At 30.2% G+C, this 24,545-nt stretch carries 29 protein-coding genes; all 29 read right to left on the bottom strand.

Annotated features, from left to right (window positions below; genetic code table 11):
• Positions 1 to 29: 29 nt before the first annotated feature.
• The 29 genes from DFQ07_RS06755 to DFQ07_RS06605 all read right to left on the bottom strand — a co-directional run bounded on the left by DFQ07_RS06755 (position 30) and on the right by DFQ07_RS06605 (position 24,108).
• Positions 30 to 854 (bottom strand): hypothetical protein, encoded by an 825-nt coding sequence (locus DFQ07_RS06755; RefSeq protein ID WP_133535530.1) that lies wholly within the window; start codon positions 852 to 854, stop codon positions 30 to 32.
• 100 nt (positions 855 to 954) lie between these two features.
• Positions 955 to 1,485, bottom strand: a complete 531-nt coding sequence (locus DFQ07_RS06750) for a TPM domain-containing protein (protein ID WP_133535529.1) — start codon at positions 1,483 to 1,485, stop codon at positions 955 to 957.
• 140 nt (positions 1,486 to 1,625) lie between these two features.
• Entirely contained in the window at positions 1,626 to 2,543 is a 918-nt protein-coding gene (gene bla, locus DFQ07_RS06745; protein WP_133535528.1) for a class A beta-lactamase, subclass A2, read from the bottom strand.
• A 184-nt stretch (positions 2,544 to 2,727) separates the two neighbouring features.
• Positions 2,728 to 3,384, bottom strand: a complete 657-nt coding sequence (locus DFQ07_RS06740; RefSeq protein WP_133535527.1) for a hypothetical protein — start codon at positions 3,382 to 3,384, stop codon at positions 2,728 to 2,730.
• Between the two features lie 108 nt (positions 3,385 to 3,492).
• Entirely contained in the window at positions 3,493 to 4,107 is a 615-nt protein-coding gene (locus DFQ07_RS06735) for a hypothetical protein (RefSeq protein WP_133535526.1), read from the bottom strand.
• A 144-nt stretch (positions 4,108 to 4,251) separates the two neighbouring features.
• Complete coding sequence (locus tag DFQ07_RS06725; RefSeq protein WP_133535525.1) at positions 4,252 to 4,731, bottom strand: hypothetical protein; 480 nt, start codon at positions 4,729 to 4,731, stop codon at positions 4,252 to 4,254.
• A gap of 188 nt (positions 4,732 to 4,919) precedes the next feature.
• Positions 4,920 to 5,426 (bottom strand): GNAT family N-acetyltransferase, encoded by a 507-nt coding sequence (locus DFQ07_RS06720; protein ID WP_133535524.1) that lies wholly within the window; start codon positions 5,424 to 5,426, stop codon positions 4,920 to 4,922.
• Between the two features lie 37 nt (positions 5,427 to 5,463).
• Positions 5,464 to 5,700, bottom strand: a complete 237-nt coding sequence (locus DFQ07_RS06715) for a DUF3303 domain-containing protein (protein WP_133535523.1) — start codon at positions 5,698 to 5,700, stop codon at positions 5,464 to 5,466.
• A 188-nt stretch (positions 5,701 to 5,888) separates the two neighbouring features.
• On the bottom strand, positions 5,889 to 6,947 hold the full coding sequence (locus DFQ07_RS15845) for a bifunctional transcriptional activator/DNA repair enzyme AdaA (protein WP_133535522.1): 1,059 nt from the start codon (positions 6,945 to 6,947) through the stop codon (positions 5,889 to 5,891).
• Positions 6,947 to 7,702, bottom strand: coding sequence for an isocitrate lyase/PEP mutase family protein (locus DFQ07_RS06705; RefSeq protein ID WP_133535521.1), 756 nt, complete (start codon positions 7,700 to 7,702; stop codon positions 6,947 to 6,949). The genes DFQ07_RS15845 and DFQ07_RS06705 overlap by 1 nt, the downstream gene beginning before the upstream one ends.
• A gap of 227 nt (positions 7,703 to 7,929) precedes the next feature.
• Positions 7,930 to 8,865 carry a ketopantoate reductase family protein gene (locus tag DFQ07_RS06700; protein WP_133535925.1) on the bottom strand — a complete coding sequence of 312 codons (936 nt, stop codon included), beginning with the start codon at positions 8,863 to 8,865 and terminating at the stop codon, positions 7,930 to 7,932.
• Between the two features lie 65 nt (positions 8,866 to 8,930).
• Positions 8,931 to 9,512 (bottom strand): Crp/Fnr family transcriptional regulator, encoded by a 582-nt coding sequence (locus DFQ07_RS06695; RefSeq protein WP_133535520.1) that lies wholly within the window; start codon positions 9,510 to 9,512, stop codon positions 8,931 to 8,933.
• A 51-nt stretch (positions 9,513 to 9,563) separates the two neighbouring features.
• Entirely contained in the window at positions 9,564 to 10,043 is a 480-nt protein-coding gene (locus DFQ07_RS06690; protein WP_133535519.1) for a DinB family protein, read from the bottom strand.
• 142 nt (positions 10,044 to 10,185) lie between these two features.
• Positions 10,186 to 10,977, bottom strand: coding sequence for a cation transporter (locus DFQ07_RS06685; protein WP_133535518.1), 792 nt, complete (start codon positions 10,975 to 10,977; stop codon positions 10,186 to 10,188).
• A gap of 83 nt (positions 10,978 to 11,060) precedes the next feature.
• Positions 11,061 to 11,321: a heavy-metal-associated domain-containing protein gene (locus DFQ07_RS06680; protein ID WP_133535517.1), complete on the bottom strand. Its 261-nt coding sequence runs from the start codon at positions 11,319 to 11,321 to the stop codon at positions 11,061 to 11,063.
• A gap of 348 nt (positions 11,322 to 11,669) precedes the next feature.
• Positions 11,670 to 12,278, bottom strand: a complete 609-nt coding sequence (locus DFQ07_RS06675; protein WP_133535516.1) for a short chain dehydrogenase — start codon at positions 12,276 to 12,278, stop codon at positions 11,670 to 11,672.
• 320 nt (positions 12,279 to 12,598) lie between these two features.
• On the bottom strand, positions 12,599 to 13,768 hold the full coding sequence (locus DFQ07_RS06670; protein WP_133535515.1) for a DKNYY domain-containing protein: 1,170 nt from the start codon (positions 13,766 to 13,768) through the stop codon (positions 12,599 to 12,601).
• A 93-nt stretch (positions 13,769 to 13,861) separates the two neighbouring features.
• A complete protein-coding gene (locus DFQ07_RS06665) occupies positions 13,862 to 14,368 on the bottom strand; it encodes a GNAT family N-acetyltransferase (protein WP_133535514.1) in 507 nt (168 codons plus the stop codon).
• Positions 14,369 to 14,404: 36 nt separating this feature from the next.
• Entirely contained in the window at positions 14,405 to 14,863 is a 459-nt protein-coding gene (locus tag DFQ07_RS06660; RefSeq protein WP_133535513.1) for an SRPBCC domain-containing protein, read from the bottom strand.
• Positions 14,864 to 15,244: 381 nt separating this feature from the next.
• Entirely contained in the window at positions 15,245 to 17,227 is a 1,983-nt protein-coding gene (locus DFQ07_RS06655) for a monovalent cation:proton antiporter family protein (protein ID WP_133535512.1), read from the bottom strand.
• A 166-nt stretch (positions 17,228 to 17,393) separates the two neighbouring features.
• Positions 17,394 to 17,858 (bottom strand): cupin domain-containing protein, encoded by a 465-nt coding sequence (locus DFQ07_RS06650; RefSeq protein ID WP_166627734.1) that lies wholly within the window; start codon positions 17,856 to 17,858, stop codon positions 17,394 to 17,396.
• 143 nt (positions 17,859 to 18,001) lie between these two features.
• Positions 18,002 to 18,436, bottom strand: a complete 435-nt coding sequence (locus tag DFQ07_RS06645; protein ID WP_133535510.1) for a GNAT family N-acetyltransferase — start codon at positions 18,434 to 18,436, stop codon at positions 18,002 to 18,004.
• Positions 18,437 to 18,527: 91 nt separating this feature from the next.
• Positions 18,528 to 19,148: a Type 1 glutamine amidotransferase-like domain-containing protein gene (locus tag DFQ07_RS06640; protein ID WP_133535509.1), complete on the bottom strand. Its 621-nt coding sequence runs from the start codon at positions 19,146 to 19,148 to the stop codon at positions 18,528 to 18,530.
• 188 nt (positions 19,149 to 19,336) lie between these two features.
• On the bottom strand, positions 19,337 to 20,032 hold the full coding sequence (locus tag DFQ07_RS06635; protein ID WP_133535508.1) for a hypothetical protein: 696 nt from the start codon (positions 20,030 to 20,032) through the stop codon (positions 19,337 to 19,339).
• Positions 20,033 to 20,185: 153 nt separating this feature from the next.
• A complete protein-coding gene (locus DFQ07_RS06630; protein ID WP_133535507.1) occupies positions 20,186 to 20,692 on the bottom strand; it encodes a hypothetical protein in 507 nt (168 codons plus the stop codon).
• Between the two features lie 158 nt (positions 20,693 to 20,850).
• Positions 20,851 to 21,423: a hypothetical protein gene (locus DFQ07_RS06620; RefSeq protein ID WP_133535506.1), complete on the bottom strand. Its 573-nt coding sequence runs from the start codon at positions 21,421 to 21,423 to the stop codon at positions 20,851 to 20,853.
• Between the two features lie 180 nt (positions 21,424 to 21,603).
• Positions 21,604 to 22,236, bottom strand: a complete 633-nt coding sequence (locus tag DFQ07_RS06615; protein ID WP_133535505.1) for an NAD(P)H-dependent oxidoreductase — start codon at positions 22,234 to 22,236, stop codon at positions 21,604 to 21,606.
• A gap of 139 nt (positions 22,237 to 22,375) precedes the next feature.
• Positions 22,376 to 23,443, bottom strand: a complete 1,068-nt coding sequence (gene rsgA / locus DFQ07_RS06610) for a ribosome small subunit-dependent GTPase A (RefSeq protein WP_133535504.1) — start codon at positions 23,441 to 23,443, stop codon at positions 22,376 to 22,378.
• A 404-nt stretch (positions 23,444 to 23,847) separates the two neighbouring features.
• Positions 23,848 to 24,108, bottom strand: a complete 261-nt coding sequence (locus tag DFQ07_RS06605) for a hypothetical protein (RefSeq protein ID WP_133535503.1) — start codon at positions 24,106 to 24,108, stop codon at positions 23,848 to 23,850.
• Positions 24,109 to 24,545 lie beyond the last annotated feature (437 nt).

The following is a 24,545-nucleotide window of genomic DNA, read 5'->3' as shown; positions in this document are numbered from 1 at the left end:
AGTAGGTGAGTTGTAGTAATTATTTACAATTATATTTTATAATCGTAAAACTCTTTTAAGACAATATCTTTTCCTTTGGTTAAATTTTTTAATTCACTCAGAAGATAATATCTATGCATAAATCCACACAATACAACAAGTCTTTTTCCTTTGTTCTGTTCTGAAATTCGCATTATGTTCTTAGCCATTGTTTGGTTTCTTAAATCCCAAAAATCAGAAGCCAATTTAAAACCATCACGGTAACTTATTTTTTCTCCATTTGGTTTGGTATGAAAATGAGTAGCAAATTCATCTCTTACATTGGTTATTTTTTGCAACATTTTATATTGATAATATTGTCTTTCTGCACAAATACTATCTGTTTTCGGATTGTTAAAGTTTTCAGGTGATTTAGAAGCTAATACGATTAGTGGTTCTATAAGAGCGTTGTATTTATTATGAATTGTAGCTTCTGAAGGAGTTAATAAATTGGCTTTGTTTAAACTATCTAAAAGCTTTGTGGTTAAGCCATCAGTAGGGCGTGAACCAATATTTATTCTATATTCATTTCGCCCTTCAAATTCATAAGGTCTTAATTGAGTAGAAGGATATTTGTTGATGTACTTTGAAGAAGCCATCCCTTCATTTTCGGTAGGAGTTTCTACAAATCTAAAATTGGTATCGAAAGCTGCTGAATCTCTTTCATGTAAAATAAAATCGGGTTTTACATTTTCTAATATTTTAAATAGAATTTCTGAATTAAAATTAGATTCAGGCTTATGTAAAGCTCCAATAATAATTATTTCAGTAGGTTTTTCTGTTTTACAAGAAAGTATTATTGTTAATGTTAGTAGTAATAATGTAATTTTTTTCATTGTGTTTAATTGTTGTTACTGTGTTGAATATACTTTAACTTTTTAAAATGTTTTGATTTTACAATTTTGACCAATTTAAGCAAAAATGATATATCGTATTTTATTTCCATTTGGATATCAATTTATTAAGTCCTTTTTTAATTCCTGTATAAAACTCTCCTTTTCTAAATTCAGGAATCATAGTATTGTCAATTATTTTTTTACAAATTTCATCTGTTAATATTTTTTCAGTATTGTTTCCTGTTGAAATTCGGATTAGCCTTAAATTTTTACTAATAATTATTACTAACCCATTATCTTTTTTAGATTTTCCAACTCCCCAATCATTTGATAGATCAGTTGCAAAATCGTTAATGTTGTCATATGGTTCAATTGAACTTATCGTAACTATTGCAATTTCATTAGTTGTTGATTTTTCATAATCAGAAATCAATTTTTCTAGTTTTTCATTTTGTTCTTTTGTGAAAATTTGTTCGTAGTCGTTAACGTAACCAATCGGAAAAGGAAAATTTTTATTTTTAAAATTAATTATTTCTATAATTTGCTTTTTTATAGAATCATTTTGAGAAAAATTTTCAAGAGAAACTAAAAAAAGAAGTAAGAATCCTAAAATTATTTTATCTGTTTTCATAGTATGTTGTATTTTGTACAACGATCTCGTGTATGAGGGTAGGGAGTCTCTACTCAGAAACCTACTGACCTTTGTTTTATGTTAATACTTCCGTTATATAATTTAAACCGCTATTACTTATACACATTGTTGGTAGCAGTTTATTTTATCGTCTGTGTAGTATAAAAGTCATATGTAGCTTTTGCCATATCCGCTATAATTCTCTCGTTTGTTTTAAAATTTTCTTGCGAATCTGTCACAAAAACACTGATGATAAAGTGCTTCCCATCTGGCAAAAAGACAATTCCAATATTGTTTACTGCAGCGGTAATCCCAGTTTCTTTATTTGTACCAGACCAACCTGTCTTGTGAGCAACAATTGTTTCTTTAGGTAGTTGTCCTCTTATTCTGCCTTTTCCTGTTGTTGTTTCTTTATTAGTTTCCCAAAAAAAATCATAACTGCTTTTTGAAAGTAAATTATTTTTATTCTCAAAAAATAGTTTTAGTGTTTCACTTGCGGCATTCGGGGTTGTCCAATTTTGGAATATATTTTCCCACCTTGCTTGTAATCCTTCTTCATTGAAAGTAATCTGTATATCTTCTATACCACTCTTTTTTATGTATTCTTCAATCGTTTTAGGTGTGCCAATAAGTCGTATTAAAACATCACAGGCTGTGTTGTCGCTATGAGATACATTGTATTGAATTAGCCTTTCAATTGTAAAGCTACCTCCATTTGGGTTTTCATCTCTAAGGGGGCTCCAAAAGTCCTCTGGTAAGAGTTCATCTTTATCTATTTCTACTATTTGATCTAATGATAATGTCCCCTTATCAACCTCTGATAATACTGCTAATGCAATATGGAACTTAAACACACTTTGCATTGGAAATCGTTTATCTCCGTTTAGAGAAAGAGTATCTTTTCCTTTATTTCCGATTATTGAAACCCCAACTACTGCATTTTTGTCAGATACGATTTTCTCAATTTTTTTTCGTAGTAAATCAGTTTTATTGTTTGGTGTCGTGCAACTTATTAAAAGTAATAATAGTAAAGCTGTCGATTGAAATAGTCTATTCATTCTTTATTTTCTTCTAGTCTTTTTATGTTTTGTTTTCAAAAATTGTCACCAACAGATTGGTGTATGATGCATTGCCGCCTTCCAATCATTAATGTTATAAGTTTCAAATATCGTCATTTTTCGGTTTTTATTTGTCTAACCGTAGGATGGGGCGGCAATGAATTATAGACTGGGTTCTGTAGTGTTATTTCTTGAATGATTTATTTTCTATTTTTCTCTCTAATTCTACAATATTTTTGTTAATTTGATTTAAAAGTCCTTTTTCTATTTTTATAATATCATGTTTAGATAATCGGCTCAAAAGTTGAATGACATCACTAGTTTTTGTTTCCGAATCCATTTCTAACATTTTGTCGACTGTAGCCATACTAAATTCGTCGTATATCTCTTGGTATTCATAAATACTAGAAATGAGGTTGATTGTTGAGATATTGAGTTCTTGAAAAACACCGCCTATTTTAGCACTTTCATAAATTGATTTTGATAACCTAACTACTCCAACTCCTGTCCAGCTTGGTAAATTGTTATGATTAAACTTTTTATTGTTGAAATAGATAGAGTTAAAATCACTCTGTTTAAGTGACTTCCTAACACTATCAAGTTCTACACCTATTTGCTCATGATATCTAATTGCAGACCCGAGTCTCTTGACGTTAGAATCTAACTCTGAGATTATTTGAACTATTGCATTTCTCGTATTTAAGTCAGTTTTTTTTTGGTGATTTCGCTCTCCTACATAAATGCCTAAGAAAACACCAAATGCAACTATTAATAATTCAAGAATATATTTAACAATATTCTTCCTTGTTTTCTTCATTCTATCGGAAAAGTAGTTTTTCATTGCATTTAGTTTCTGTAGAGTGGTGTAGTTTCGTTTCGGTTTAATGCTAAACAACGTTTCCTATATGCTCCATTTTAATGGCGCATATGGGGTGTTGTACGAAGTTTCCTATTTTATTCGATTATATGTATATCCTGACGGATGACTTATGTTTCCCGTTCTATTTTTTCGGTCATTTTCTATTTTTCCATAATCTAAAATAATTAATTTGTTCCCTGTTGAATCAGAACGATAATGCCAAATTTTATTATCTGGGTGTATAAAGTCTGAATAACTTGGAAAATAATTCATTAATTCGCAAAAGGTAATTTTCATTCTTTTAGAAGGTTTGTTACGTCTTAATTTTCGTTTTTTCGTAAAATAAAAAATAGAATCTTTAGTTATCCGTAAAAATCTCCCTAGTTTATCGTAAAATTTTTTATCTGATTCAGTTCTCAATTTATTAAATATCTTTATTTCCCAATTTCCTTCTATATCTGTAATTAAGTTTTTCCTTAAAATAATTTTTAAAGAATCAGATAATTTTAGCGATTTTTTCCCTAATTCAGTACCAGGAAGTAAATCATATGCAAACCTATAATATGTAAAGGCACTTTTTATTTTCAAGTGAGTTAATTCTGAGCCTGCTTCGTCAAAGTATTTATTTTGTAGTTCTATTATTTTTTTATCTTGAGCATTGATTAAAATTGGATATAGTAAGATTAATAATACTAGATTTTTCATAGTTTCTCATAATTTCGTACAACGGTCTCGGCTATGAGTATTTGCGGTTAACTTTACAAGTACACACCAAACTGAAAATCCTCGCGGATTTTCAGAAGTAGGAGAGAACAAGCAATTACTAATAGTCATTGTTGTAAAACGTTTTTATTTGTTCATCTGCTTTTCGAATTCACTCAATATATAATCTGCATCATTTTCAGATAGCTCCTTAATTTCAACATTACTCTTTACTTTATTTTTCGGCATCATTGTGCTCATAAAAATAATTTTAAAAACTTCTTTTCTTTCTTCGACTTTGTCATACTGCTTTTCATTCAGAACATTCTCAAATGTTTCTTTCATTTTTATCCAAAGATTTATTTCTCTGTCAATATTTAGGTCACGTTTAAAATTTGTAATTGTTTCTTCTAAAGTTATTGGATATACTTCCTCAAAAGTCTTGTGAATCAATTTAATTTTTGTCAATTGATTTTCAGATAAATCTTCATGCTGAATCGGTCCAGGAATCAACTCATTTGGGTCAATAGTAATAATTTCACTTTCTTGTTTTTTGGTCTTATTGGTGCAAGAAGATATTAATAAAGCAATTCCGATTACAGCAATTATTGATAATGTTATTTTCATTCAGTTTTAATGTTTTACAACTAGTTTATATGCAGAATAAACTTACCATTATATTGCTTTTCTGGTAGAATAAGCGGAACGGAACCTTTAGCAATTTTATTCTTTTTATATTAAGCGCTAGCCAATATAAAACAAAATGAAAAAACGTACAAAAAGGCTTCATATAAATGTTAATAGCAGCAAGTAACTTAGTAATTTTCGGTTATCAATTTTTCCATTTTATAATCTTCTACAGAATGTCCATTAGGAAATGAATTGACAATAGATTCTACTATTTTGAACCCATTTTTTAGATAAATATCAATTGTATTTTTGTTTTTTTGATTGACAATCAATTCAATCTTATCAAACCTTTTTTTCCTAGCAAATTTATGGGCAAACTCTAAAGCTGTTTTTCCAATTTTTAATCCACGGAATGATTTTAAAATATAAAGTTTACTCAAAATCAGTTTGTTATTCAGTATTTGAATTCCCAAATACCCAACACTTTTTCCATCAAAATTTAATAGATAATACACAAAGTTTTCATTGGTAATTTGATTTTCAATAGCCTTTTCAGATTGAAATTTTGCTAAAAAATAATCAGTATGTTCACTAGGAATTATAGGGTCGTAAACTTCGTGCAAAATTTCATTTGCTAATTTTTCAATGCTTTTAAACTCAGTTCTTTTTTCAACTTTTTTAAGTTCAATCATTGTTTGTTCTTATCTTGTTTTAAAGTTATAAGACATTTTAATCAATAGGGAATATCTCAAAATCGGTATACTTTTTCCATTTATCAGTCCATTCATCAAAGAGTTCAGGATTATTAGTTTCCATAAGTTGAAAACAAATAGTATGTTCTTTATTTACCCAAGAATTTAAGTAGTAAAGCCCTTCAGGAAGCATTCTTCCTTTTTTATTCCATAATTCGTTGTTTTTCTCCATACAATTAGGTTTGAACCTTTCGATAACCATAAATTTTTTCATCAATCTTTGTTTTACGTATATGCTTTTGTTTTAATTCCTAACTCGCTAGTATTATCTGCCGATTTTATCTCTATTTACAAATAATTTGTTCAATTTTATTGTGTAAATTTTCAATATAACTCAGGCTCTAAATCTATGAAGTTTCTGTTTTACTAAAGTGCTTTAATAGTTATATTTTATAAGTCTTGTTATATATTGACGTTTTTTTGCTCGTGTTGTAACAACCATTTTTTTCGTTCAATTCCTCCTCCGTAACCTGTCATTTTTCCATCTTTTCCAATTACTCGATGACAAGGGATAATAATTGAAATTCGATTATGACCATTAGCAGATGCAACAGCTCTTACAGCTTTAGGATTATTTATTCTTTTTGCTTGTTCTTGATAAGTAGACGTTTTTCCGTACTCAATTTTTTGTAAATATTTCCAAACTAAATTTTGAAAATCAGTTCCAGGTGTTTCAAGCTTTACGCTAAAAAACTTTCTAGTTCCGTTAAAATATTCTTCGATTTCGGTTTTTGCCTGTTTTATATGCTTATTCTCTCCTGCAATGATATTAGCCTTTAAGCGTTTTTGTAAATCTTTAAATTCTGTTTCTAGCATTTTCCGATCAACAAATTCTAACAAACATATTCCGTTTTCGGTAGCGCAAATAAACATTGGACCTAAAGGTGTTGTTAGCCGACTAATTAAGATTATGTTTTCAATGTCGCTATTTTTAGGAGAATTACCTATGATTTTTTTAAAAGTATAACCAAATCCGCTTAATGATTCGTAACCTGAATCAAAGGCAGTTTGTGTTGCGTTTTTTCCATTTTTTAATTCTTGAAAAGCTACATTAATTCGATACATTCTTTGATAAGACTGAAAAGTCATTCCATAGTTTTTCTTGAACCATCTTCTTACTGCTACAGGACTTATATTTTCTTTTTGTAGTTGATAATCTGTAACTTTTACTTTTGGGTTTTCTTTTATAAGTTTGATTGCAGCTTTAATTTGTTTAGGTGCTTCATTGGCATTTTCGGTTGGTTTACAAACTTTGCAAGGTCTGTAGCCATTATCTAAAGCATCTTTAAATGTTGTAAAAAACTCAGTGTTTTCTTTTTTTGGTTTTCTTGCTCTGCAGGTAGCTATACAAAAAACAGAAGTTGTTTTTACCCCAACAAAAAAGATTCCTACAAAGTTTTGTTTTTTTTCTAACAAAGCTTGATAATAAACATCTATGGTTTTACTGTCGGTAATTCGCATTAAAAAATAGGTTTGAATGATTTTTTATTTATAATTTCTTCTGTTATATCTTTTAATTGATTGTACATCTTATCAAACAAAAAGTTACCCATGCTTATTCGCTTTACACCTAATTTGTTTAATGTATCAAAATTTGGAAGATTAGGCATGCACATTACGTTGATTGGTAGATTGGTGAAATTTACGATTTCTTTTATATCTGTTTCCTGTTCAATACAAGGTATAAAAATTCCATTAGCACCTGCGTTTTCATATAATTTAATTCGCTTTTTTGTTTCTTCAACTGAGTTTGGATGCCCTAACAAAAAGGTATCTGTTCTTACATTTAGAAAAACTTTTATGTTTTCTTTTTGAAGAATTTCAGTTATTTTGGAAATTACTTGAGAGAATTTTTCTGCATTTAGTAAGGTTCTAGCTGGCTCTACAATACTATCTTCAATATTAATTCCCACAACGCCTAAATTAGATAACTTTTTGATATGCTGTGCAATTTCTATAGGGTTGCGACTATAACCTGATTCCAAATCAACAGATAAGGGCAGCTTAGTGCTTGATTTAATTCGTTTTATAATATATTCTAATTCGGAAAATTCAATTTCTTCTCCATCTTGGTATCCAAGAAGGGTTGCAATTGCCGAACTTGAAGTTCCAATTGCTTGAAAGTTTAATGACTCTGCTGTTTTGGCACTTGGCACATCCCAAACATTAGCTATAACTAAAGGAGTGTCTTGATAGTGTAAGTTTTTAAATTCCATCTTTTAAGGTTTTAATGCAAAGTACCGATGGAAAGATTTGTTTTACAACCGAAAACTGGACGTGTATTTTTTTACTTGATGATAAGTAGTTTATAAGTGGAATTCTACAGCAATTTGAGTACTTCTTATTCAATGGTAATCAAGATAAAATAAAAACCGTACAAAAAGTGTACGGTTAAATTATAAGAAAAGGGAAAGATCAATTAATGTTAGTATAAAGCTCAACATTATAGCGCTTTTATTTCGTGGTATATTTTTCTTGTAAAAGGTGTTTTTATGTTTAAATCCTCTCCATATTTTATAATGGCTCCTGCAAATAGCTCTAGCTCATTGTTGTTCTTATTAGAATGTATGTCAAGCTGTAACGAAGTTGGTGTTTCAGGAGGAAAAGTCGCTGCTTTTTCAAAAGTATTCTGAATGATATTGTCTTCTAGTGCAATATCTTTTTGATCTGCAATACTTTTAATTTCGTCCATAATTTTTATGGCTTCTTCTTTTTGCAACTCATCAGCACAAACTCTTCCTATTGATGAATTATGCTTTGCTGTTACTAGGCCAAAACTTGCTATAAAAATAAATTTAGTCCAGATATCTGTTAAAGCATTTTCCTTAAAATCAAAATCTACTTTACTATTCTTCATTAAATCTACTATCCAATCAATTTGAGAAGTAGAGTTTTGAGGGTCTTTTGAAAAAATTAACTTTCCAGCTTTCCCTTTGTGTTCTATAATTCCTTTTTCTTTTATATGAGATGCTACATAAACACAAGAAGGTAAAATTGTGTTACTAGGAATTATTTTACGAATTCTATCATAAATATCAGCGCCATTCATCATCGGTAACAAAACAGTTGTATTCGTGATAACTTCAGATAATTGAAGACATACATTTTCTAGGTCGTATTCTTTAACACAAATAATTACTAAATCAGGATTTTTTAGCTCTTTGATATTAGAGTATACAGTGTTAGGTTTTGTTGTGTTATTTGAATGTTCGGGTGAGAGTAGGGTTAAGCCATTGGTTTTTATAGTTTCATAAGTTTTACCTCTGGCTACAAAGGAAATATCATGAAGATTATTCGTCTCGTTAAACTGACTTATTTTAAAGCCAAAATAGCCACCAACACCTCCAAGTCCTATTATTGCAATATGTTTTTTATTCATCATTTTTAATTTTTTACAAAAATGAGATAATCGGAACGAAAGGGCACTTGACAAATGACAAGAAATTACATTTTGGTAATATCTTTTCTAATTCTACTTAAAGTACTGTCGGTAATACCAAGATAAGAAGCAATAATTTTCAAAGGTACATGCTGAAAAATATGCGGTTGTTTTTTTAAAAGGTTTAAATACCTTGTTTCTGCTTTTTGACTCACGGTTTCAATTAATCGATCATTTAATTTGTAATAATTGATAACAAATAACAATCGACTGAATTCTCTAAACTCAGGAATGTTATGAAAGTTTTCCTGTACGTTCTCTAAACTTGTAGCCCAAAAAGAACAATCAGTTAGAGTTTCATAAATCTCTTTGGTAGGTTGCTTTTTAAAAAACGATAAAAAATCATTTACGAAACAAGGGGCAGCATAAATGTTTGTGGTTACTTCTTCATTATCTTCATTAATAATATATGAACGCATATAACCTTCTTCTAAAAAATATGTTTTTGTGCTGATGGTATTTTTATTGAGAAGTATGGTGTTTTTATTAAGTGTAAAATTTGAGAAAGTTTCAGTAATCTTTTCAACAGTTCCCTTTTCTATAGGAAATAAAGAATGAAAATAATTATTAAGATTTGTTTTGTTCATAAATTATTAAAGGCAATAGGTTTTTCAGAATGAGGAAAAATAATATGCTATTTATTTTTTGTTTAGTAGTTTTAAGGTGGTTCCTATTTGCCCCATATGATAGATATCGTGATGAATTAATCCGTCAACTAAGTATTTATAAGAATACCCTGAAGCGTAGTCGTTATCTTCCAAAAAATCATCTGATTTATCTTCTAATAACTTGATTAGTGCTGTTTGACTATTAAACAATTCTTCTTTTAATTTTTTCCAGCCAATTTTTTTTAGCTCATCATTAGTTCTCCAGTTTTCAGGACTATCCATGGTAACTTTAGATTTAATACCTTGAAGTTTTTTGATTCCCTCTACACGCCAAATTAAAATATGAGCAACTAATTCAGCAATGCTATGAACTTCAGGAATAGGTCTTATAAAAGCATTTGTTTCGGTTACAGTTTTAAGTTTTTTCTTGAAGTTTTCGTCAAGCCAGTTATTACCATCTAAGTTGTTTTTTAGTTGGGAAATAACATTGGTTATTAGTTTATTGTTCATTTCATTAAGAGTTTTTAAATGGTATCACTTTAAAATAAAATAACAGATGTGTATTTCTATTGTTAGAGAAATAAACGGAAATTTCAACAATTTTATTCTTTTAGCTCGAGAGTAGCTAAGATAACAAAACGTACAAAAAATATTATTTGAGTTTTAATATTCTTATAGCTCCCTGTATTACTAGGACAAAAACGATGGTTCCGATAATCAAATCAGGTTTGTTTGAGTTTAACCAATTAACCAAAAGTCCTGCAGTTATTACTCCAAAATTTATAATCACATCATTTGAAGTAAAAATCATACTGGCTTTTATATGAGCTTCATTTTGACTTTTTGACTTTTGTAAAATATAAAGACATATTCCATTTGCGATAAGTGCAAAAAGAGAAACAATAATCATTGTTGAAAAATTTGGAAGCTTTTCTGTTCCAAAAAATCGTCTTAGTACTTCTACAAACCCTATAATTGCAAGTAATATTTGAAAATACCCTGCAAGTTTAGCTATTCTTCTTTTTCTTGTGATGGTACCACCAACAGCAAAAAGACTAATGCCATAAACAAAAGAATCGGCAAGCATATCTAAACTATCAGCAACCAATCCCATTGATTTAGAAATTATTCCAGTAGTCATTTCAATGATAAAAAAAGCAAAGTTGATAGCAAGAACTATCCAAAGCAATTTCTTTTGGATGGTATTCTTGTTAAAATCGGTTTGGTTGGTTTGTTCGGTTGAGATTTTTTTACTTCCTAAATTTAATTCGAGAATTGATTTTTCAATTTGATTAATCGGTCCGTTATGAAAAATAGTCAATTTTCGGTTGGGGATATCAAAATCTAAATGAGCAATATTTGAAATTCCTTCTAATTTCATTCGGATTAAGTTTTCCTCAGAAGGGCAATCCATTTTGGTAATTTCAAATATTGTTTTGTTCATTCAGTTTCCTAGTTTACAAAAAGGGCAGTAATAGGGCTATTAACCCAATTAAAAAGTTAGATTTAGGTGTTGTGTTTCAACTATTATAACTCAAACAAACCTTTTGGTATTACATGAAACCCGGTAGATTTTACCGCGTCTTCAATTTCTTTTACCTTAACCAATTCTGTTGTTTGCACTGTTAATTCTCTGGGAAAAACTTCAGAATTAATAATAACATCTTTCACTCCATGCACAGATAAAATCCTGCTTTTTATTTTTTCTAAATCCCTGATATACTTAGCATTTGTTCCGAATACTTTCCCATGGTTTCCTGGAATCACATTTTCTGATAATAAACTCATAAGTATTGTTTTTTAATCAAGCCTAGTAAATTTACACAAACTTTTTCTTAACAAGGCAACGACTTAGGAAGATTTTCTACTTGCTATAAATGCATTAAACCACATTTTAGATTTTGATTACCTTATTCCTTTATTTTAGTCAAATTCTCTTTCAGCGATTTTCCTTTTTTGGTCAATCGGTATTCAACATGAGGTATTAGTAGATATTCTTATATAAGGTCTGGTATAAGAAGTGTAGGGCTGATGACATGCGATTTCTTTTAAATTGGTACAAGACAATATAAATACAAAAGACGTTTAGTTTTGTACCAAACGCCCTATGTTTTATATTGTTTGGGTAGCTTTTATTTATGCATCTACAAAAATTACTTGACCAGTAATAAACCCATCTACAGAACGTTCAAAAGCTTTCCCAACTAAAGTTCCAGAAACAGGTTGGAAACCAGGCATCAACTCTCCATGCGCTTCCCAAGCTTCTTCTAAAACAGTTGGGTTTACAGAGTTTATACGGATACCTCTAGGCATTTCAAAAGCGACGCATTTAACAAATGTGTCAATCGCTCCACTAGTTGTAGCATCAGCAATAGCATAGGGAAGAGGCTTAACGTTTAGAATTCCTGAAATTAGTGTGAAAGAACCATTGTCTGCGATATACTCTTGACCTATACGTACTACATTGATTTGTCCCATCATTTTACTTTGAATGGTATTCATCCATTGTTTTTCAGTCATCTCAGTAAAATTAGCATATTCACAAACACCAACAGCATTTACAACAGCATCAAAGTGACCTACATCTTTGTATAGTTTTCTTAGTGATTCTTCACTAGTAATATCAACCTGATAATCATAGTTACCAGTTGAACGTCCTGCTGTTATAACGTTGTGTTTTCCTAATCCTGTTAAAGCTGCTTTTCCCACTATTCCGTTTGCCCCAATTAAAATTATTGTTTTCATATGATATATTTTTTTAGTTAAATCATATGCAAATCTATTAAGAGGTTAATGTTCGTTTTTAGGACATTTGTCTAATACGTAATCTGAGGTATCAAGCAATGAACACATAAAAGTTATAAGTTCTTCGTCAGGATTTCAAATCATCCAGTTATTTTTCTATTAAGTTGTGCTATATATCCGTTAATGGTCATTTGCATTTGTAACTTTTAATTTTCTCATTTTAAACAAAAATAGATTGTAAATTAAGGTTTTAAAAGGGATGATTGTGCCTATCTATAGGTATTATACAAATGAGTTTTATTTCTTGTCTCTTATAATTGTTAGTATCCTTCTACAATTTCATCACCTCGATAGGTGTGGTTTTTATCTTTATGTAGCAATGAGTGTTTTTCATTAGTAGGACCAAAAGTAGCTACATCAGCTTCTTTCAATAGTTTTCCATAAACAAATACATGGTTTTTGTCTTTTGCATAAAAAGATGTTTCTAAAATGCTAAAGGTTTTAGGATCTGCTTTTTCTATAATATCTCCGTAATAGAAAACATGATTTTTGTCTTTAGAATATGGAAACTGAATGATTTGAAAAGACGAAACATCAACATTTTTAATTTTTACACCATCGTAAATAACATTGTTATCAAATAACAAAAACTTGTCTTCTAAAATTTTTAAATCATCAATGTTCTGGTGAGGTATAGAGATTAGTGAATCTACTAATTCACTATTTTGATACTCTTGAAAATCATAAATATTATTTTTATCTGCAATATATCTATCGTTGATTTTTTTAGTTGTAGCAGGATCTATTGTCAAGGCTGGTAGCAATTCATACGTTTTTAATGAATACACTTTGTTCTTGTCTTTAGCAAAGTTTTCATTTAAAACTTTGAAAGAGGTATAATCTGCATCTATTGGAACATAATTATAAAAAAAATGGTTATCATCTTTAGACCAATCATAATCAATTTTTTGGAATGTTTCTGGGTTGGCTTTCGCTACTTTCCACAGATGGTTTTTTTCTTGATTGGCTTTGTTAAAATCGTATGGTAAATAGTTAAAAGCTACGTATACATTATTTTTATCAAAACAGATATAATTGTCTTTGTCAACATAAAAAGTAGCGATATCTACTTCGTTGTCTATAATATGGCTTTTATAGTATACATGATTTTTATCTTTACCAAACTCTCTTCCTAAAACTTTAAAACTTTTAACATCGGCATTTAGTTTGGTGTTGCCCAATTCAAACCAATTTCCCATGGGGGAATAACAGATGTTACTTTTTGATTTTGAATAATAATAGGAATCTGAAACAGATTTATCAACTGGACCCGCAAAAGGACTACAGGCTTGGGAAATAATTGCAATAAAAAATAAGAACACTTTTGCAATTGGAGAATGTTTAGCTCGTGTAATTTTTTTAATTATAGAGTTCAAAATAAATATAATTATGATTATTGATATATAGGGGTGGTTTGTAATAAAGTTCATTAAATAGCAATTATAAGTGTTTCTAACTTAGAATTTATAATAGTTAAGGTCTCTTTAATTTTCGGTTTAGTGCTAATGTTACCAGCTGGTTTTTTATACGGATAACTGAAACAAACTTACGGTAGCATTGTGATAATGTGCCGGAAGTTTATCTGTATCTTCTAGTTTCGAAAGCCCTAAAAATTCAAATCCACATTTTTTATAATGCTTTATCAATCCTATATTTTCACCCACGGTGTCCATTCGAACATATTTTTTATTCTTTTTAGCTGCATAGTCTTTCGACCACTTTACAATTTCTTCTACTAAATTTCTCCCTCTAAAATTAGGGTTGGTCGAAATTCGGTGGATGTAAATAGCAGGGTCATCGTTTCTTTCTTGCCAAATTTCAGGGTCGCTTTCTGTGGTTGCCCAAACACAGGCAACTTCATTGTTGATGATAATTTTCCACTGTCTTTTTTCAATAACCTCCTTTTTAATAAGTTTTGAATCAAATTCAGGCCAGGGAACAACCGATTTTGTTTTCTGAAAATCAGTTGCGTTTTTGTAAAGCTCAAATATTTTATCGACGTCTTTAAGATTGCTATTTTCTATTTTCATTTTTTGCTTTTAATGTATGGTTTCTCTTTCCGTGTGTTATTTTTCCGAAATCTCTTTTAACTTATTTAGAGCTTTTGCCCAAGTTGTATTAAAATAATCGAGGTAGTCTTCAGTTACCTCGCTTTCTACTGTTACCGTTGTTATACCATTATGCTCATGAAATGAATAATTTTCCAGTAAACCTGCCCATTTCTCAACTTCAGCACCTTCGGTAATTTCATTTTCACCGTCTAAAATTCCGTAATGGCGAATGGAAACAAACTGAAATGGAATGTTGTCTACAATTTCAGAGACTAATCCACCTTTTTTACCATTTTTATCCGTTCCTACAAAATAAATTTTAGTTCCTTTTTCCCAGTTTCCTTCATAGGTTGAAGTTGGGTTAAATTCGGCTGTCCATTGCTCGTAGGTTTCTATATTGCCAATACCAAGCATCGTGTTGTACACCTTCTCAGCAGATGCGTTAATGTCTTTTTTAAACTGTAGTTTTTTCATGGTTAACGTAATTGGTTAAATATTTTTTTAGTCCTGTATACATAGGAGAATAATACATACCAACGGTTTCGTATAACTGTTAGTTATGGGATTAAAGTTAATAATTTTCTGTTTTTTATTCGGTAACTTATGGGTGAATTAATTTCAGTTCATTTTATTCAGCCTTCAATGTTAGTTTTTCTTTTTTAATACAGGACTCTCTGTGAAAGCATAAAGTTAGTCAGAAGACTAAAAATTAATATTAGAATTGTTTTTTCATAGTTGGTGCTAACAATTCTATAGCTATATGTAGTTAGGGGTTTCAAGGTACTTCAGAGTCGATTACCGTAACTGTACTTTAGTTCGTGTTATGTATAACCAATGTTGTGTCTTCGTTGATTTTTATTTAATCATTTTGTGGAATTGCTCAATTTTGTTTTGATTTCCCTGAACGTAGATAATATCACCTTGCTTTAACACTTCTTCAGGTTGAATAGAATCTAATATTTCGTCTTTTCGCTTAATGCTCAAGATGTTTATCCCATGATCTGCCCTCAGATTCAATTCGTTTAATGGTTTTCCTAAAAACACATTACTGTCAGAGTTTAGTCTTAAGCATGTTATATTGAAGTCGGTTATGTTTTTGGGTCGATAAGTTTTTGGTAGTTTAAGTTCTCCCTTAAACAGCTGATAATTGTCAGCACGTACTTTATCTACAAGTTGGTCAATATCGTCTTCAGGAACAAGGAAGTTTTGAAGCACGTGAGTGAATATTTGTACCGAAGTTTCAAATTCTTCTGGTATTACTTCGTCAGCACCTAAAGCGATAAGTTCCGAAGTCTCTTTGACATACCTTGTTCTGACCACAAGATAAAGTGATTCTGAGTGATGCCTAATATTTTTAATTATTGCTTTGGTTGCATTATTATCTGAAATGGCTATCACTGCCGCTCTGGCATCAGAAAGGTGAACAGCTTCTAGTATATGATCTTGAGTAGCATCACCAAAAATGATTGGAAGCCCCTTGGCTTTTTGCTGACGAACTGTTTCAGCATTCATTTCAATTACAATAAAAGGAATATTACTTGCTGCGGCTGCCTTCGCTAAGTTGCTACCATTTACTCCATAGCCAATAATTACAAGGTGGTTCTCCAAATTAGTATCTTCTATTTTCGATATATTTTTATCCAAGACTAAGGTAGGGGAAAACCCAATTTTTTTAGAAACTCCAATAAAATTGTTAGCTATACTTTCGGAAAAAATGATTACGAATGGTGTTAATATCATCGAAACAATTGATACAGATAAAAAATATTGATTGGTTTGGGCACTTAATAAATTGTACTCAATGCCTACCTTGGATAATATAAAAGCAAATTCTCCGACCTGAAAAAGGGAAAGACCTGTAAGTAAAACTGTTCTTGTAGGGTATTGTAGTGCAGCAATTGCAAGACATGCGATAACGGATTTAATTATAAATACTAAAAGCACAAAAAACATTATTATCGGAATATTGTCAATAAAAAAGCTTAAGTCAAGTAGCATGCCTACTGAAACGAAAAAGAAACTGGTAAATAGTTCTCGAAATGGTAAAATAATACTGGTTGCTTGATGGCTGTATTCAGATTCTGAAATGATTAAACCTGCAATGAAAGCCCCTAAAGCCAAGGATAAACCAATTTCAGAAGTAAAAAAAGCAATCGCAAAACATAGCGTAAAGGTTACTAAGAGAAATAATTCCTTACTATTGGTTTTTGCTACAGCATGCATCAATTTAGGTACGATATAACGAGCACTTATTAATGTAATCACTATCACAATAATCGATTTGATAACCAATGAAAGAATGCTCATTCCAATGTTCGTTGATTCACCTGCAATAAGCGGTGTAATAAGCATCATGGGAACAATAATAATGTCTTGAAAGATTAGGATTGCAAGCGCATTTCGACCATGCGGTGTTAAAATTTCCTTCCTGTCTTGAAGTGTTTTTAGAACAATTGCTGTACTTGACAATGAAAAAAGAAAGCCAACAAAAACAGATTCACTCCAGGAGTATCCAAGGAGATGATAGATAATCCCTGTTACAATTGCTGTTATACCAACCTGAAGAAATCCCCCAATAAAGATGGTTTTCTTTATTGAAGCCAATTGCTTTATAGATAACTCCATTCCAATTACAAATAACAGAAGGATTACTCCGATTTCAGATAAAACTTCAACTTCTTCTACAGCATTGATTAGGCTAAGTCCATAAGGACCGATTACTATTCCAGTTAGCAGAAAGCCTATAATAGAGGGAAGTTTAAGTTTTTGAAGCACAAAAACAATTATGGCTGAAAACCCGAGAAGTATAAGTATGTCTTGTAGTAATGGTATATGCATCAGTTTACTTTCTCTTTGAATCGTTTAATTTTGTTCTCTTTATATTCAATTTTATCCACAAGATTGCAATTGCTAATCCTATTAAGATTCATATTCAAGTGCCCTACAATGTTCCGGGTGTATATCCCGATGGGTATGAATTTTACACATTGTTGTGTGTTCGTTTTTATTTCAAATAAACCACCCCAAATTTTTCTTCAATTAAATCCAAGTCAATATTTCCAGATTTAACTTGTTTACTTGTTTCTGCCATAAAATCTTCAGCCCAATCTCCAGGAAAAATATAACTTATAAGTCGAACATCTGAATCTCCTATATTTTTCATAAAATGTGAAGTCCCTCTTGGGCAATGTATGGTATCTCCAGCTCCGACCTGAACTACTTTGTCACCAATTTTAGCTTCAAGTTTTCCCGTTATTATATGAAAAGTTTGGTCTTCCCATTTATGATAATGATCAGGAACAAATCCTTCTGGCTCTATTATACCATCAGAAATTATGTATTCAGAATTGGTTTCCTCTTTACTAACGACTATGCCAGTATATTCTTTGTCTGTCATCCAATATTTTTTTCCTTCTCCAAATTTCCTGACAATGGTTAGCTTTTTTGAAGATTTTATTCGCTCATTCATATTTTGAGTTTTTAATGACATACAATGTTTGTATAAGATTGCGTGGTTTAAGCACCTAATTTAGCAAATACAAACCAAATAGAAAATCCGTGAAGATTTTAAGAAGTAGGAGAGAAAAAACAATTGTTTGTTGCAAGTAGTTTTTAATTCAGTTGCTTGTTAAATATTTTCTGTTCTTTATTTATTTCAAATCCGATTTTCTCGTAAAATTTATGACTTTCCGTTCTTATCACATTGCATCTTACTCTGACTTTTCTGCAATTTTTCAAATCAGCCCATTCTATTACTTTATCCACTAATTTTTTACCGATTCCGTTTTTTCGAAAATTATCACTAACAACTAAACCTCCTATTTCTACAAAAAAATCAGATTCTACTCTCATTGAATAAAATCCGTGAATCCAACCTACTACTTTTTTATTTTGGGTTGCAACGTAAATACAATTATCTGGATGCTCTAAAATTTTTTTCAGTCGATTTTGAATTTCTGCATTTACCGCTTCATAACCCAATTGATTTGAAAGTTCGGTTATTGATTCTGAATCTTTTATTTCTGCATTTCTAATTATAATTTCCATTTCGGTTAAGAACTGGGGTTAGCAATTTCGAGTGGATTCGGGCATAGTCAAATCCGCCAGAATTGTGGTTATACATTGTTGTGAGCAGTTTTTATTTATTTCCAATAATTGATGTTTTATTTCCTTCTACTTGAATGACTTGGGTATTGCTAATGGGAATTAGTTCAATTTGATTTTTGTATTGATTAAGAATTTGCTCTACAGAGTTTTTAAAAGGTTCGTTTGTATGATGTGGTAAAGTGTAAAAGTTAACAATATTTAAAGCATTATTGTCTGTTAAGTCTTTTGCTTTTGTTTTATCATCCATTTTCTCTATGTATTTTATGTTTTTCGACATAATTATAGAACCTGCGGAAGCTCCTATGTAAACTTTCCCTTTTTCAATTTCAGAAATTATAATTTTATCAGCTCCTGATTTTTTGAGTTCTTGAAGTAAATAAAATGTGTTTCCTCCAGATACGTAGATAAAATCATTTTTTTCAATCGTTTCTTTTACTGCTTTTCGAGAAGCGGTTGAAACCTCTAGCTCTTTTACAATTAGTCCAAGTTTTTCAAATGCTTTTCTATCGTTTTCTACGTAGCCTTTATATTCTTCAGGAATGCTTGCAGTCGGAATAAAAGTAATTGTTTTATCTTTTAATTTTTCACCTAAAAAAGGTTCTAAAAATTCTGCAACATCAACAAATGAAGATGATAAAAAAAGTTTATTCATTAGTATTATTTCTTAACTTTTAGTTTTTTAATTGTCGTTTCTCAAATTACCCACAACGGTTTGGCTATGATTTCGGCGTGGAATCGTCCGCAGGACTATTCCGCAGAGAAATCAGCTTAAATATAGGTTTTACTTTCGGTTTTTGCACTGTCGCAACGCTGAATTATAGCCGGTGTTGTACAACGTACTTATTTTTCCGTATCTATTAACCAAGCGTTATAGTATTCCGTTGTTTTATTTAATTCCTGTTTTAATTTTTCTCGGTCTAAATCCAATTCGGAATATTCTGCTCGCTCATAGAGTAGGTTATAAGCCGACTGATGAAGTCCGTATTTTTTTAATTTATAAAAGTCCGATTTTGCTTTTTCCAAATTCAGATTGTCGTTGTCAAACTCAATTTTTAATAAGTCAACCAAAGTGTCATTTACAAACTGGTTTTCATAATTCAGTTGTTTTTTGTCCGATTTCATAGAGTTAAATTCTCGGATAATTTCATAAACGATTGAGTCATTTTGCTCCGCTTTTCTGCGATTCCAAAATTCAGCGTAATACTTGGTTTGGATTTTGGGTTTGTTGTAAGTCAATTGCAAACTGTCCATTAAATTCTCAAAATTCCGCTTTATGTAAATTCCTTCGATTAGGAAATGACTTTCGCTTTTTGAAATCAGATTCTCAAGTTTTCCATATCCAAACTTTTTAAATGATTCGTGAACCATTTTTAAGTTTTCGGGTTTTCTAATCCAAGAGTTTTTTGTCCAATCCGAGTTCCTTAAATCGAAAAATGAAGTTTGATTTTCTGCATAATATTCCAATTCAGATTTCTTGTCGTTTTTACAAGACAGAAATAAAAAAATAAGAAGTGAAATTGTTAGTAGTTTGTTCATTTTGGGTATGTTGTACAACGGTCTCGTATAACCGTCAATTATGGGTTTATATGTGTTAATTTTCGGTTAGGCACTGACATTAGCAATTCCGAGTGGATTCGGACGTAGTCGAATCCGCCGTAATTGCGGTTATACATTGTTACCAACGGTTATTTATTCAGTTATTATTTTTTCCTCAACCATTGTTTTTAGTTCATTTTTCAAATCCTCATAAACAATTCCAATTTTTGGATTATTTGATTGATATATTATGAAATCAGATTTTACACTACTTTTTTTGTTTTTTAGTGTTACTTCATATTTTTTGTTGTTAACCTCATATTCAAATAAATGAATATAAAACGAAGATGTATCATTAGGTTTTATTCTTTGGCTCATTTCAAGTTTTCCACGAGTAATTGTTCCGTTTGAGAGAATATCAATAATCCTCTGTTTTTTATATTCCCATTGTATTAGTGTTCCTATAAAAATTAATTGATATACAATCGCAATTCCTTTCCAAAAAAAGCCTTCTGTAATCAAAAACTTTGGTTGAGAACTAAATAAATCATAATCTACTATTAAGAAAATTATTCCAACAATTATTAGTAGGTAATTATTTCTATTCAGAATTTTTGAGATTTTGGTTTTGTCGGTTAATCGTATTTTTCCTGTTTTCAATATTTTGGTTTTAATTGTTGGTAACGTGTTTGGCTATGGTTTCGTTGCGTGAAAATCCGCTAGGATTTTCCGCCGTAAACCGAAGATAGCAAATTTGCGAGGACTTTCCGATAGGAAAGTCAGAAGCAATGAACTATAGCCGGTGTTGTGTGCAGTTTTTATTCCGTTTTTATTTGTTCCGATAAATATGAGATTTTCGGATTTTTCTTATTAACTAATATTTTTATTCTATTCTCTTTTTTTAATTCTCCTATTTTTTCCAGAATAACATCTCGGTCATATTTTTTGTTGTTAAAATTATAAGAGAATGATAAAACACTCAAACGTTCATTTTCAAAAGTTTTGGTTACAATTCCAACGAGAGTGTCAAAATCAGAATTTTCTATTATGATTGGTTTTGAATAATTAACTTCTGAAATTTCAGGTTTAGATTTAGAATATTTAATACTATAAAATTCTCCAATATTAAAAATCCGTGAACTTAAAGGTCGAATTTCATATTTTACTCCGTTTACCTCATACTCAATAAAGTTTTGTGTCGATTTATAAGTGCTGTTTCCTATAATTTTACCGAAAGTAAAGTCAGTATTTTTGTTTAATAAATTTGTTCGGTAAGTTTTGTCAAAATGTTTATAAATGAAAAATCCACAGATGAGTATTACCAAAAAGAATATTTTCAGATATGCATTTTTTTTCTGTTTTGGGGTTAAATTATCTTTCTGTATTTTCATTTCTCAAATTGCACACAACTAGTTTATATACAGAATAAAATTACCATTATACCTCTTTTTTGGTAGGATAAGCGGAATTTTTAGCAATTTTATTCTTTTTAGTTAGCGTAGCCAATATAAAACAAAATAAAAAACCGTACAAAAGTGTACGGTTGCAATATTGTGCTCTAAATATGGTAATTACTTATGCTCTATAAAAAGATTCTCCATAGGTTTTCTCACTTTGCTTGTATTTTGAGAATTATCTTGCTCTGAACGATAACCAATAGCAGCAATTACAGTGGCATTTAATCCTAATTTATCTAAGCCTAATATCTTGTTATAAGCGATCGTATTAAATCCCTCCATAGGGCAAGCATCTATTTTAAGTTCTGAGCAAGCATTTAGCAAGTTCCCAAAAGCAAGGTAAGTTTGGTTAGAAGTCCATTGGTTTTTCTCAGCCAAAGTTCTACTGTTAACATCGGCTTTAATAAAATCAGAATACCCTTTAAAATCTGAAATATTAACCTGTTCTATTTGAGATTTTAAAGAAAAATAAGCATCTATATCTTCATCGGTAACTTTTACATAGTTACAAAACACAAATACATGAGAAGCATCTGTTACTTGGCTTTGTCCGAAAGAAACAGACTTTAGTTGTTCTTTTATGGTACTGTCTTCTATAATCAAAATTTTATACAATTGAAGACCATAAGAAGAAGGTGATAACTGAATTGCTCTTTTTAAGAGTTCTATATGCTGTGCTGAAACTTTTTTAGAAGGATCAAATTTTTTAGTAGCATATCGCCACTCAAGGTTGTCTATTAAAGTCATACTAATATTGTTTATGAATACGACAAATGTAAAAGGGGAGTAGCTACAATGCCTTTACCTATGTTGATTCAGCAATTTTTTACATAAAATAGCGGCTTGAAATGGAATCCAAACCGCTATTATTTATACATGTTGCTATTTAGTATTTACGAGACTTTTTTAATTTTTTAAAATGCTTCACCATTTTTCCAAAATCTTTTTCCTTTTTCCTTTTTTCAGCTACAGTAGCCTCAAAATACTCTTTTTCTTTTTCCATTTTTAAATAGTTTTGGTAAGACAGTGCATCAATCTCTCCATTTTCAATGGCTTTAATAACCGCACAGTCAATTTCTATAGTATGCGTACAATCTTTAAACTTGCAATGTTTAGAATGTTCAAAAATTATTTCGAATGTTTTTTCTAAACCATACGATGTATCTGTTATTCCAACTTCTCTCATTCCAGGATTGTCAATTAAAATTCCACCGTTATCAAGAATTATGAGTTCGCGATGAGTGGTGGTGTGTTGGCCTTTTTTAGAAAAATGACTCACGTTTTTAGTAATCATGAATTGTTTGTTTGCCAGTGTGTTTACAAGTGTTGATTTACCAACCCCAGAGGAACCTAAAAGACAATAGGTTTTGCCTTTTAATATTACCTCTTTTAGTGTTTCATAACCTTGTTTTGAGGCATTACTGATGGCAAATATGGGTACATTGTTGATTCTTTTTTTTAGGGTAGCTATCAATTCATTTAACAGTACTTCGCTTATCAAATCAATTTTATTCAGAATAATAATTGGTTGAACGTTAGAGGTGTTACAAATTGTAAGATATCTTTCAATTCTATTAATACTGAAATCTCTATCAACTGCCTGCATAATAAAGGCGTAATCTATATTTGTCGCAATTATTTGTAAATCGCCAAATTGACCAACTGCTTTTCTTGAAATAATTGAATTTCGAGGTAGTACCTTATGGATTATTGAACTATATGAATCGTAAATTACGAGTGCAACCCAATCTCCCACAGCAGGGAAATCTTCACGAGTATTTGCAGTATATCTTAAGTTTCCTGTAATTTCTGCATCAAATTCTCCTTTTTCTGTTTTAACAACATATCGTTCCTTATGCTCCGAAATAATTCTTCCTATTTCAAAACCTTCTAAGTTATGTTCAATCTTTAGTTTATCTATGTTATCGTTATATCCGAAATCTTCTAGTTTCATATTTTAAGTATTTTAAAATATTGCAAACACTTAAATTCTTCATTAATGAAATGAATTTAAATATATAAGCGTTCACAATTAATGTGTTTATATGTAAAATGTAAATAAATAGGAATGCTCCAGATGATTGTCTGAAGTAAAAAGTGGTGATAGTCTTAAGAAAATTGACTATCTATTTTACAATATCCGAATATGATACAGATGTAATAGACATAAAATATAATTAGCGTACAAAATTACAAATTTCTCTTATAAAGTTTAAATAAAGCAAGGTGTTTTTTTATTAAGCACAACAGTTACATATAACCGTCAGCTACGGTTTTAAAGTAAATAATTTTCGGTTTAGAACTTACGTTAGCAATTCCGAGTGGATTCGGACGTAGTCGAATCCGCCGTAATTGCGGTTATATATTATTGTACAATGGCTTTTTCGTCGGTTTAATTATTCTTATTAGGTTTGGAATGATTGAAATAATTGCACTAGTTCCTAAAATCAATCCGTAATTTATTTCATTCCAATTTAATTTTCTATTTCCGTCATTACAAGCTGTGCAATCAACAATTTTTATATTTGCTTCAATAGCAGAAATTCCGATAATTAAACTCCAAAAAATCAGAAAGCTTATAATTCCGTTTTTTAATACTTGAGCGAGTTTTTGATTCAAATTTTCAAGAGTCAATATCAGAAGTCTAATTCCAAATGTCAAGAAATAAAGTTTGTTAGAGACAACTAAAAAAATATTTCCAACAAAATGAATTTTGTTAGAAGTCGACGATTTAAAAATGTCTTGAATTATTCCACGAAAAAAAGATTCAGAATAGTATGCGAACTCCAATTCCAATTATAAATGCAATAAATCCAAATATTATCTTTTTTTCAATTTCAGTGAGTTTTTTATTTAGTATGTAAAGGTTTCTACTATGTATAGTTATAGTAAGTATCACTTATCTAAATAAGTAACTACCTAGTTGGGATTTCTAAAGTAAGCGAGAACAAGTAATATTTATAGCTATTGTTGGGCATAGTTTTTATTCTTTTAATTGTATTACTATTCCATCAAATTTTGCTTCTTATGCATCAAATTTATTTTCATTTTAGAGA

This window comes from Tenacibaculum caenipelagi, from assembly GCF_004363005.1.
Taxonomy (GTDB): Bacteria; Bacteroidota; Bacteroidia; order Flavobacteriales; family Flavobacteriaceae; genus Polaribacter; species Polaribacter caenipelagi.
This window is presented reverse-complemented; position numbering and strand designations above follow the sequence as displayed.

Excerpts from the sequence above, each read along its gene's own strand:
- DFQ07_RS06645 (WP_133535510.1), bottom strand. The coding sequence starts at position 18,436 with ATGGAAATTATAATTAGAAATGCAGAAATAAAAGATTCAGAATCAATA.
- DFQ07_RS06665 (WP_133535514.1), bottom strand. The coding sequence starts at position 14,368 with ATGAAAATAGAAAATAGCAATCTTAAAGACGTCGATAAAATATTTGAG.
- DFQ07_RS06755 (WP_133535530.1), bottom strand. The coding sequence starts at position 854 with ATGAAAAAAATTACATTATTACTACTAACATTAACAATAATACTTTCT.
- DFQ07_RS06650 (WP_166627734.1), bottom strand. The coding sequence starts at position 17,858 with ATGAATGAGCGAATAAAATCTTCAAAAAAGCTAACCATTGTCAGGAAA.
- DFQ07_RS06685 (WP_133535518.1), bottom strand. The coding sequence starts at position 10,977 with ATGAACAAAACAATATTTGAAATTACCAAAATGGATTGCCCTTCTGAG.
- DFQ07_RS06675 (WP_133535516.1), bottom strand. The coding sequence starts at position 12,278 with ATGAAAACAATAATTTTAATTGGGGCAAACGGAATAGTGGGAAAAGCA.
- DFQ07_RS06640 (WP_133535509.1), bottom strand. The coding sequence starts at position 19,148 with ATGAATAAACTTTTTTTATCATCTTCATTTGTTGATGTTGCAGAATTT.
- DFQ07_RS06695 (WP_133535520.1), bottom strand. The coding sequence starts at position 9,512 with ATGAACAAAACAAATCTTAATAATTATTTTCATTCTTTATTTCCTATA.
- DFQ07_RS06715 (WP_133535523.1), bottom strand. The coding sequence starts at position 5,700 with ATGAAAAAATTTATGGTTATCGAAAGGTTCAAACCTAATTGTATGGAG.
- DFQ07_RS06635 (WP_133535508.1), bottom strand. The coding sequence starts at position 20,032 with ATGAACAAACTACTAACAATTTCACTTCTTATTTTTTTATTTCTGTCT.
- DFQ07_RS06690 (WP_133535519.1), bottom strand. The coding sequence starts at position 10,043 with ATGAACAATAAACTAATAACCAATGTTATTTCCCAACTAAAAAACAAC.
- DFQ07_RS06655 (WP_133535512.1), bottom strand. The coding sequence starts at position 17,227 with ATGCATATACCATTACTACAAGACATACTTATACTTCTCGGGTTTTCA.
- rsgA (WP_133535504.1), bottom strand. The coding sequence starts at position 23,443 with ATGAAACTAGAAGATTTCGGATATAACGATAACATAGATAAACTAAAG.
- DFQ07_RS06720 (WP_133535524.1), bottom strand. The coding sequence starts at position 5,426 with ATGATTGAACTTAAAAAAGTTGAAAAAAGAACTGAGTTTAAAAGCATT.
- DFQ07_RS06725 (WP_133535525.1), bottom strand. The coding sequence starts at position 4,731 with ATGAAAATAACATTATCAATAATTGCTGTAATCGGAATTGCTTTATTA.
- DFQ07_RS06700 (WP_133535925.1), bottom strand. The coding sequence starts at position 8,865 with ATGAATAAAAAACATATTGCAATAATAGGACTTGGAGGTGTTGGTGGC.
- DFQ07_RS06670 (WP_133535515.1), bottom strand. The coding sequence starts at position 13,768 with ATGAACTTTATTACAAACCACCCCTATATATCAATAATCATAATTATA.
- DFQ07_RS06660 (WP_133535513.1), bottom strand. The coding sequence starts at position 14,863 with ATGAAAAAACTACAGTTTAAAAAAGACATTAACGCATCTGCTGAGAAG.
- DFQ07_RS06740 (WP_133535527.1), bottom strand. The coding sequence starts at position 3,384 with ATGAAAAACTACTTTTCCGATAGAATGAAGAAAACAAGGAAGAATATT.
- DFQ07_RS06735 (WP_133535526.1), bottom strand. The coding sequence starts at position 4,107 with ATGAAAAATCTAGTATTATTAATCTTACTATATCCAATTTTAATCAAT.
- DFQ07_RS06705 (WP_133535521.1), bottom strand. The coding sequence starts at position 7,702 with ATGGAATTTAAAAACTTACACTATCAAGACACTCCTTTAGTTATAGCT.
- DFQ07_RS06750 (WP_133535529.1), bottom strand. The coding sequence starts at position 1,485 with ATGAAAACAGATAAAATAATTTTAGGATTCTTACTTCTTTTTTTAGTT.
- DFQ07_RS06615 (WP_133535505.1), bottom strand. The coding sequence starts at position 22,236 with ATGACTTTAATAGACAACCTTGAGTGGCGATATGCTACTAAAAAATTT.
- DFQ07_RS06680 (WP_133535517.1), bottom strand. The coding sequence starts at position 11,321 with ATGAGTTTATTATCAGAAAATGTGATTCCAGGAAACCATGGGAAAGTA.
- DFQ07_RS06620 (WP_133535506.1), bottom strand. The coding sequence starts at position 21,423 with ATGAAAATACAGAAAGATAATTTAACCCCAAAACAGAAAAAAAATGCA.
- DFQ07_RS15845 (WP_133535522.1), bottom strand. The coding sequence starts at position 6,947 with ATGCGAATTACCGACAGTAAAACCATAGATGTTTATTATCAAGCTTTG.
- bla (WP_133535528.1), bottom strand. The coding sequence starts at position 2,543 with ATGAATAGACTATTTCAATCGACAGCTTTACTATTATTACTTTTAATA.